Source organism: Kitasatospora sp. MY 5-36 (genome assembly GCF_001182915.1).
In the GTDB taxonomy this organism is placed as follows: domain Bacteria; phylum Actinomycetota; class Actinomycetes; order Streptomycetales; family Streptomycetaceae; genus Kitasatospora.
In genome coordinates, this window is record NZ_LFVW01000061.1 from 22475 (window position 1) to 29631 (window position 7157).

At 70.1% G+C, this 7157-nt stretch carries 10 protein-coding genes and 1 pseudogene; 7 read left to right on the forward strand and 4 right to left on the reverse strand.

From position 1 onward, the window contains the following. Positions 1-2 precede the first annotated feature (2 nt). Entirely contained in the window at positions 3-884 is an 882-nt protein-coding gene (locus tag AE652_RS05840; RefSeq protein ID WP_063780068.1) for an alpha/beta fold hydrolase, read from the reverse strand. A 56-nt stretch (positions 885-940) separates the two neighbouring features. On the opposite strand from AE652_RS05840, the gene AE652_RS05845 reads away from it, so the two are divergent. The 3 genes from AE652_RS05845 (at position 941) to AE652_RS05855 (ending at position 2567) form a co-directional block, all read left to right on the forward strand. Further along, positions 941-1540: a TetR/AcrR family transcriptional regulator gene (locus tag AE652_RS05845; protein ID WP_049650066.1), complete on the forward strand. Its 600-nt coding sequence runs from the start codon at positions 941-943 to the stop codon at positions 1538-1540. Between the two features lie 52 nt (positions 1541-1592). After that, positions 1593-1823 carry an e9imm peptide gene (locus tag AE652_RS05850; protein ID WP_369808271.1) on the forward strand — a complete coding sequence of 77 codons (231 nt, stop codon included), beginning with the start codon at positions 1593-1595 and terminating at the stop codon, positions 1821-1823. A 123-nt stretch (positions 1824-1946) separates the two neighbouring features. Further along, positions 1947-2567: a plasmid pRiA4b ORF-3 family protein gene (locus AE652_RS05855; RefSeq protein ID WP_053111979.1), complete on the forward strand. Its 621-nt coding sequence runs from the start codon at positions 1947-1949 to the stop codon at positions 2565-2567. 101 nt (positions 2568-2668) lie between these two features. Here the strand turns inward: AE652_RS05855 and AE652_RS05860 are convergent, their stop codons facing one another. Then, positions 2669-3163 carry a hypothetical protein gene (locus AE652_RS05860; protein ID WP_049650067.1) on the reverse strand — a complete coding sequence of 165 codons (495 nt, stop codon included), beginning with the start codon at positions 3161-3163 and terminating at the stop codon, positions 2669-2671. A gap of 127 nt (positions 3164-3290) precedes the next feature. On the opposite strand from AE652_RS05860, the gene AE652_RS05865 reads away from it, so the two are divergent. Beyond that, positions 3291-3677, forward strand: a complete 387-nt coding sequence (locus AE652_RS05865) for a hypothetical protein (RefSeq protein WP_049650068.1) — start codon at positions 3291-3293, stop codon at positions 3675-3677. A 172-nt stretch (positions 3678-3849) separates the two neighbouring features. Next, the gene (locus tag AE652_RS05870) at positions 3850-4389 is read left to right on the forward strand and encodes a GNAT family N-acetyltransferase (protein ID WP_049650069.1); all 540 of its coding nucleotides are present in this window, start codon (positions 3850-3852) and stop codon (positions 4387-4389) included. 134 nt (positions 4390-4523) lie between these two features. Here AE652_RS05870 and AE652_RS05875 read toward each other — a convergent pair whose 3' ends face one another. Next, positions 4524-5441, reverse strand: a complete 918-nt coding sequence (locus AE652_RS05875) for a phosphorothioated DNA-binding restriction endonuclease (RefSeq protein WP_049650070.1) — start codon at positions 5439-5441, stop codon at positions 4524-4526. A 163-nt stretch (positions 5442-5604) separates the two neighbouring features. Here AE652_RS05875 and AE652_RS05880 point away from each other — a divergent pair, with 163 nt between their 5' ends. After that, positions 5605-6033: a DUF5959 family protein gene (locus AE652_RS05880; RefSeq protein WP_049650071.1), complete on the forward strand. Its 429-nt coding sequence runs from the start codon at positions 5605-5607 to the stop codon at positions 6031-6033. 592 nt (positions 6034-6625) lie between these two features. Further along, positions 6626-6877 carry a hypothetical protein gene (locus AE652_RS05885; RefSeq protein WP_049650072.1) on the forward strand — a complete coding sequence of 84 codons (252 nt, stop codon included), beginning with the start codon at positions 6626-6628 and terminating at the stop codon, positions 6875-6877. 79 nt (positions 6878-6956) lie between these two features. On the opposite strand, the pseudogene AE652_RS05890 reads toward AE652_RS05885, so the two are convergent. Continuing rightward, positions 6957-7157 (reverse strand): annotated as a pseudogene (locus AE652_RS05890) (hypothetical protein); the annotation flags it as partial.

Below are 7157 nucleotides of genomic sequence, written 5' to 3' on the forward strand. Positions count from 1 at the left end.
CCCTACCCGCGCTCGACGAAGGCCAGCAGGCGCTCGTTGACCAACTCGGGCCGCTCCAGGTTGAGTCCGTGTCCGGCCTTCTCGACGATCTCCGCCCGCACGCCGGGGATCAGGCGGGTGACCCGCTCCACCACCTGGCGCGGCCGCAGCAGCGCACTGCGCCTGCCGACCAGGACGAGCACCGGCAACTCGATCGACGCCAACTCCTCGTCCGTGAACGGCCGGGCCGGCGGGCGGCCGCCCGGCTTGTAGCTCCGCATGGCGAGCATCAGCGGTGCGATCATCTCGCGCGGCGCGCTCAGTGCCGGGTTGGCCAGCAGCCGGCCGACGGCCGGGCGGAGCGGGCGCGGGGCGAGCATGCCGAACAGGCCGCCGACCATGTGGGCGTAGAACCGCGCGGGGACCTTCTCGATCCCGCCCGGGTCGAGCGGCGTGACCGAGGCCAGCCGCTCGGGCGCGTGGATCGCCTGGTTGAGCGCCAGCCAGCCGCCGTACGACACCCCGACCAGGTGGACCCGCTCCAGCCCGAGGCCGGCCAGCACCTCCCCGAGCCAGGCCGCGTTCTCCTCCGACCCGGCCGCGACGGCGCGTTGCACGCTGCGGCCCGGGTCGTCCAGGGTGTCGATCGCGTAGACGGGGTGCCGCTCGCCGAGCGCCGCGATCTGCGGGTACCAGTTGGACGGGTGCCCGGCGTGACCGTGCAGCAGCACGATCGGCTCGCCGGTCGTCGCGCCGTGGCGGTGGACGTGGACGCTTCCGTACGCGGTCTCGACGTCGAGTTCCCGGCGCGGGCCCGGCCAGAGTTCCATCGCCCGGTCGTACGCCTCAAGGAACTTCGCCCGAGCCGGCTCGCTGACGAAGTGTCCGACGCTGGTCCTGGTCATGATCCCTCCCTGTTTGATGGTATGGTTGTACCACAAAAAGATCCGGAAGGAACCCGATGCCGAAGCTGGTGGATCACGAGGAGCGGCGGGCCCACATCATCGACGCCCTGCTCCGCTCGGCGGCGAACAGCGGCCTACACTCCGTCACCATGCGGTCGGTGGCCATCGAGGCCGGCGTCTCGGTCCGCCTCGTGCAGTACTACTTCGACACCAAGGAGCAGTTGCTGCTCGCCGCCATGACCCGGCTGACGGCCCGCATGGGCGAACGCGTCCAGCGGCGCGTCCGCGCGATCGGCGCCACCGACCCGCACGGCATCATCGAAGCCGTCCTGCTCGAAGCCGTCCCCACCGACGAGGAGAGCCGGGCCTTCCACCTCATCCACACCGAGTACGCGGTGCTCTCCGTCACCGATCCGGCCCTCGGCGGGCCCCAGTTCCTCGCCGCGCCCAACGAGATGGAGACCTTCCTCACCGCCCAGCTGACCGCCGCCCAACAGGCCGGAACCGCCGACCCGCAGCTGGACCCCCGCCAGGAGGCCGTCGTCCTCCTCGCCGTCTCCGCCGGCCTCGGCCTCAGCGTCCTGCTTGGCCAGCGAACGGCGGAGGCCGCCACCACCGTCCTGCGCTACCACCTCGGGCGGCTCTTCCCCGGCTAGGACTTGCCCGGTTGATCACGTGACTCACTAGACTCCCCTCATCCTGGAGGGGGTGGCTGAAGCAGTGATGACTCATGAGTCGGCCATTGCGATGGTGCAGAAGATCATGGATGGGGACTGCTACAACGACGCCGAGATCGACCGCACGCTGGAGGCCCTGGACAGGGGCCTTGGCTGTCCGAGTGGCTACGTCAGCGACTTGATCTACTCGGCCGACGGGCCGGAGCCGACAGCGGCCGAGGTCGTCGAACTGGCCCTGGCCCACCGCCCGTTCGCGCTGTGAGAACGACAACCGCTCGGACGTGCTTCAGCCAGTCTTCAGCCAGTGCAGCGCATCGTCACGCGGGCGGGTGAGCCGACGGCCGACGCCCGTACGGGAACCGGTGCCGCTGGCAGGATGGCGGCCATGTCGAACACCAGGCGCGTGAAGCCGCCCACCCGTTCCCGGACCGCCCCGGGAACGTCCGTCCACACGATCAAGGTCACCCTGTCCGGCTCCGAGCCCCCGATCTGGCGTCGCCTTCAGGTGCCGTCGGGCACGGATCTGCGGCGGCTGCACGACCTGGTCCAGGCCGCGTTCGGCTGGGAGGACTACCACATGTGGGCCTTCGAGACCGGGCGGGAACGGTACGGCGTCACCGATCGGGACCTGGGGATCCGCGACGCGACGGCGATGCGCCTCGACCAGATCGCCCCCGGCGTCGGCACGCGGTTCCGCTACATCTACGACTTCGGCGACAACTGGGAGCACGACATCCTCGTCGAGGCCGTAGGAGACGCCGAACCCGGTGTCTCCTACCCTCACTGCCTCACCGGCCGACGGGCCGGCCCGCCCGAGGACTGCGGCGGGATCTGGGGATACGAGTACCTCGTCGAGGTTCTCACCGACCCCGGCCACGAAGAACACGAGGAACGACTCGAATGGCTCGGCCTCGACTCGGCCGACCAGTTCGACCCCGCCGCGTTCGACCCAGCCGAGATCAACACCGCCCTGGCCGACTACACGACCGTACTCGTCCACGACTGAAACCGGACCGCGCCCAGCCGATCGCGCCCCCACCCCCGCCGGGGGCGATCAAGACCCTCTCAGGATCAACGCGGTGCTGCACCGGGTCTCGATCGCGGTCGTCAGAAGTAGCCGAAGAAGCGGTCCGACCAGGTGGGCCGCTGAATGTACGAGGGCAGTCGGCTCGGCCCGTCGTAGTCGCTCTCCAGTAGTTCCTCGGCCACCACGACATAGCCGAGTTCGACCAGCGCCCGATTGACCCTGGCGAGGTCCGCGCCGTCCAGCTCGCCCTCGGCCTGGGCTTCCTCCGTCCCGAGGAAGACGCCCGGGTTGTCGGCGCAGACCAGCGCCAGTGAGCCGAACTTGCTGACGCAGACGACGATCCGGGTTCCGCAGACGGTCGCGTCCCCGGGAACGACGACGCGTCCGTACTCGCTGGAGTCCTGGGCGTCCTGCTCGGCCGGGCAGGGAGCAGCGAAGTCGCCTTCGAGTCGAGCCACCAGAGCACCGAAGCGAACCGCGGTCCCGCGACGGTCGTAGCGCTGCGGCCACTCCAGCCACTCCGGATCATCGAGCTCGCGCAGCAGCGCCGGCAGGTCCGCTTCACTCTCGGTCATGCGCTCATCCTGGCGTGGCAGCCGCCCGCGGAACAGTCCGGGGCACCGGCACACTCGGCGCCCCCCGACCTCACCCGCCCAGGTTCAGTAGCATCAGGGATTCCGATCGTGAAGGAGTGCCGACCGCGTGAGACTCGTCAGCGACCCCGTGTACGGCGAAGTGGATCTGACGGCGTCGGCGGAGGAGCTGAACCGTCTGGCGGACGCGGTGGCCGAGGGCAAGGGGCTTCTCATCTCGACCCCCTCACCGGCCACCGACGCCCTAGCGGGGATCGAGGTGAAGGGGACCGCCGGCCCCGGTGTCCTTGTCCATCTGGACTCCGAGCGGCAGTTCCTCGTGATCAGCGGTGACTCCGCCGGCCGGGCGGTACTCGCGGACAACCTGCGCGGCATGGCCTCCGCCGAGGACGGCGGCCACCTCCACATCGACTACTTTCCCGGGCACTTCTACCTTGCCGAGGGTTCCCTGCCGCTGGTGGTCAACAGTCCGCACGGAGGCATGCCGACCCGCTGAACCGGCCGTTGGTTGTCTGTGGTGACCGAGGATCCGACCAGCGGGATGCCCGCCGGGGCGGTGGTCGCTTCGCCAGTCCTGGAGCCGGCCGAGCAGTCCCCTCCTGAGCGGCGGTAGCGGTCCCGGAGAAAATGGATTGCCTTGGGGGCGGCGCTCACGTTGGCTGGGCAGCATGGCTGAACTGCGTACCGATCGCCTCGTGCTCCGTCGATGGCAAGACTCCGACCTTGAACCGTGGGCGGCTATGAATGCCGATCCTGAGGTTCGGGAGCACTTGGGCGACCTGCTCACCCGTGAACGGAGCGATGCCTCCGTGGCGCGGTTCCAGGCCGAGTTCGACCGGCGAGGCTACGGATGGTGGGCAGTTCAAGTGCAGGCCACGGGCGAGTTCATCGGCTTCGCGGGCTTGGACCAGGTGGATGATGACATGCCGTTCACGGGGGTAGAGATCGGTTGGAGGCTCGCTCGCTCGGCCTGGGGCCAGGGTTACGCCACCGAGGCCGCCCTGGCTGGTCTTGCCTTCGGCTTCGAAACGCTTGAACTCCCCGAAATTCTTGCAGTGACGACCGCCACCAACATCCGTTCCCAAGCAGTGATGCGCCGGATCGGCATGACCCGTGACCCGGCTGACGATTTCGACGACCCCACCGCGCCCGAAGGGCCACTGCGCCCGAACGTGCTGTACCGAATCGCGCGTGGTGTGAGGGCCTGACGCGCTCCCTCCTGGTCGGTCGACCTGCGCACACGGACAGGCTCAGCCACCACACCCCCAACGGTCGCATCGGACGTCTCCGGACATCCAACCGCTCGAACCGCCGATCCGGCGAACCTTCCCGGTCAGTACGACTAGACCAAGGCCCCCTGCTCCGCGGGCCGGCGCGGGACGCCGTGGAACACCTGGCGCGTGTGCCACTGCCGGTGGCGGTCGGCGACCGGGGGGCGGCCGGGCTGGGGGCCGATGAGCGGGCGGCCGGAGAGTGCGAGCACGTGGCGGCGGCTGGCCTCGCTGCGGCCGACGAAGCGGTCGGAGACCAGGATGCGATGGCCCTCCCCGAGGCCCAACACGCCCTTGTCGAAGAGCTTGTGGTGCAGTGAGCACAGGCACAGGCCGTTGTCGACCTCGTCCGGCCCGTCGTGCGACCACCAGCGCACGTGCGCGGCCTCCAGTCCGACCGGGCTCGCCCCGAGGGCGCCGTCGTAGCCGCAGAAGGCGCACTGGAACTCGTAGGCGGTGAGTATCAGTTCACGCATCCGCCGGTCGCGCTGACGCCGGGCCGCGGCCTCGGGCCCGCCCACGGCCCCGGTCTCGGCCCGCTCCAGGTCGAGGCCGACCGCCTCGCAGAGGTCGGCGTGCAGGGACGTCGGGAAGTGGGCGTCCAGCAGCACCCGGGCCATCCGGCCCAGCAGGGCCGGCTCCTCGCCGAGCGCGGCCCGCAGCGCGGGCGCGAGCCTGCCGGCGGCCCCGCTCGACCGGAGGACCCCGACCCCGCTGCCGGGGCTCCCCGGCCCCTGGTCGGTGCGGACCTCCCACACCCCGTCGCTGACCAGGTGGTGGAACGGGTAGGCGGGGGTCGTCGGACGCGGCGGGCCGTACTCGACGAGCAGCCGCTTCAGCTCCTCCTCGACCGCGCTGTACCGCAGTTCGCCGCCGGCGTCCCGCTGGTAGCCGCCGAGCGCGTAGAGCAGCAGCAGCGGCTTGTGCGGCGCACGCTCGCCGCCCTTCGTCCAGCGCCTCAGCCGCGCCACCCGATCGAGCCAGTCCATGCCGGCCAGCGTAGTTCGCGGCACGACGAAGGGATCACCCGGGCCGACGGGTCTGCCCCCGGCTCCCCGAGCCGGTCGGGACCGCTCCGGCCGGAATGCGCTGGCCTCGAGCGTGACGGGTGAGCCACGATGCCCTCTCGTGCCGGTTGAAGGAGGGAGAGTCATGGCCGAGGTGACTCCGATGGATCTTGTCGTTCTCGCTGACGATGAGGGCAACGGCGTCGGCATCACGGTCCTGGGTCGGCACCCGCGATGGTCCGGCGGGCTTGCCGCCGAGATCGCCGTGGCGACGCCCTTCGTGAGTGGGCGCATCGACCTGGTGCTGTCGGCCTCGAAGTTGGAGGAGTGGGGCCTGGCCCTGGACAGGCTCGATGCCGGCCAGGACATCGAGTGGATGGAGATGGACAACGGACCGTCCGTCTTCATCCAGCTCACCGGTGAGCGCGGGTGCCCCGAGGTGGTTGTCGAGGACGAGTCGGGCTCGATGGTCACCGTACGGGTTCCGATCGACCTGCCGGAAGGGTCGATCGCGGACCACCGCGAACGCCTCCGGAACCTGCTGGACTCCTGGAGCCCGATCCCGTCAGTGTAGGGATGGCAACGGCCCGGCCTGCTGTCGGCCGGAGGCGAACTGGTCGTACTGGTCGTACTGGTCGAGGAGTTCGGACGTCGCGGCTTGGTCCGGCGCGACCTCCAGGGCTGCGGCGAGGTGGTGGCGCGGCGGGCGGGGCCGGGTCGAAGGATCGGTGGAATTTTTTTCCGGATCGACCGGATGCCAACCACCCAGCGGCGGCAGGCATTGTCGGCATGCCATCCAAAAGTGCCCACGAGAGCGGCCCGTCCCGCAAAGTTCGGACTTGCGGGCTGGAACGGCGTCGAAATGTGGTGCGCTTCTTTCTGCGGCGATTTCACGAATTCGCAGGTGGAGATGTGTGCTCCGTAGACGAAACCATGGCTCTGACCTGCGGAGATCAGCAATAATTTATATCAATCTGCACTACTCCAACGGCCCGCACAGGACCGTCGCTTCGGAATCAGGAGGCGGTCCACACCCTGCCCGAGCGTGGGTATCCTCGTCACCGGACCCGCAGACGGGCATGAAATGGGCGCCGCTCCCTCGCCGGAACGGCGCCCGTATGCCTCATCGGGTTCGAAATCCGTTATCCGATCCGGAAGGCATTGCCATGCTCTCACAGGAAACACCCGCACCGACCCCGTCCCGGTCCCGGCGGCTGCACCTGCGGGTGACCGCCGGCGGTCTCAGCAGCCTGGCGACGGCGGTCGACCTGGGCCTCGGGTGGCGTCTCGTCCGGGCCGGGATGGGCGCGCCCCAGGCCGGGGCGATCTGCGTCGGCCTCCTGGCCGTCCCGGTGTTGGTGGCACTGGCCGCTGTCCTGTGGTCCGCGGACCGGCTGGAGGCCTCTCCCCGGAGCTGACCGGGCGGGGGCGGTCCGAGCACCCAGTAACGTTACTGGGTGCTCGGACTGCCCTTGCCCGGAGTGGAGTTGTCACGGATTACGTGATCCGTGACCTCCCCCGCCCGCCGCACCGCCGCTGCGCCGTGCGCCAGGCGACGGTGACGGCCCGGTGGGCGGCGGCGGTGGCCTCGGGGATGTCGCCGGGCAGGTGGAGCGGGGCGCCGAGGTGGACGTGCAGGGCGGGGCGGCGTACGGGGGCGGTGGCGAGTCCGGCGAGCTGTTTGGCGGTACCGCCCGA

What these genes read in the sequence shown, in the direction of transcription:
- AE652_RS05840 (WP_063780068.1), bottom strand. Translation starts at nt 884, where the DNA reads ATGACCAGGACCAGCGTCGGACACTTCGTCAGCGAGCCGGCTCGGGCG.
- AE652_RS05845 (WP_049650066.1), top strand. Translation starts at nt 941, where the DNA reads ATGCCGAAGCTGGTGGATCACGAGGAGCGGCGGGCCCACATCATCGAC.
- AE652_RS05855 (WP_053111979.1), top strand. Translation starts at nt 1,947, where the DNA reads ATGTCGAACACCAGGCGCGTGAAGCCGCCCACCCGTTCCCGGACCGCC.
- AE652_RS05860 (WP_049650067.1), bottom strand. Translation starts at nt 3,163, where the DNA reads ATGACCGAGAGTGAAGCGGACCTGCCGGCGCTGCTGCGCGAGCTCGAT.
- AE652_RS05870 (WP_049650069.1), top strand. Translation starts at nt 3,850, where the DNA reads ATGGCTGAACTGCGTACCGATCGCCTCGTGCTCCGTCGATGGCAAGAC.
- AE652_RS05875 (WP_049650070.1), bottom strand. Translation starts at nt 5,441, where the DNA reads ATGGACTGGCTCGATCGGGTGGCGCGGCTGAGGCGCTGGACGAAGGGC.
- AE652_RS05880 (WP_049650071.1), top strand. Translation starts at nt 5,605, where the DNA reads ATGGCCGAGGTGACTCCGATGGATCTTGTCGTTCTCGCTGACGATGAG.
- AE652_RS05885 (WP_049650072.1), top strand. Translation starts at nt 6,626, where the DNA reads ATGCTCTCACAGGAAACACCCGCACCGACCCCGTCCCGGTCCCGGCGG.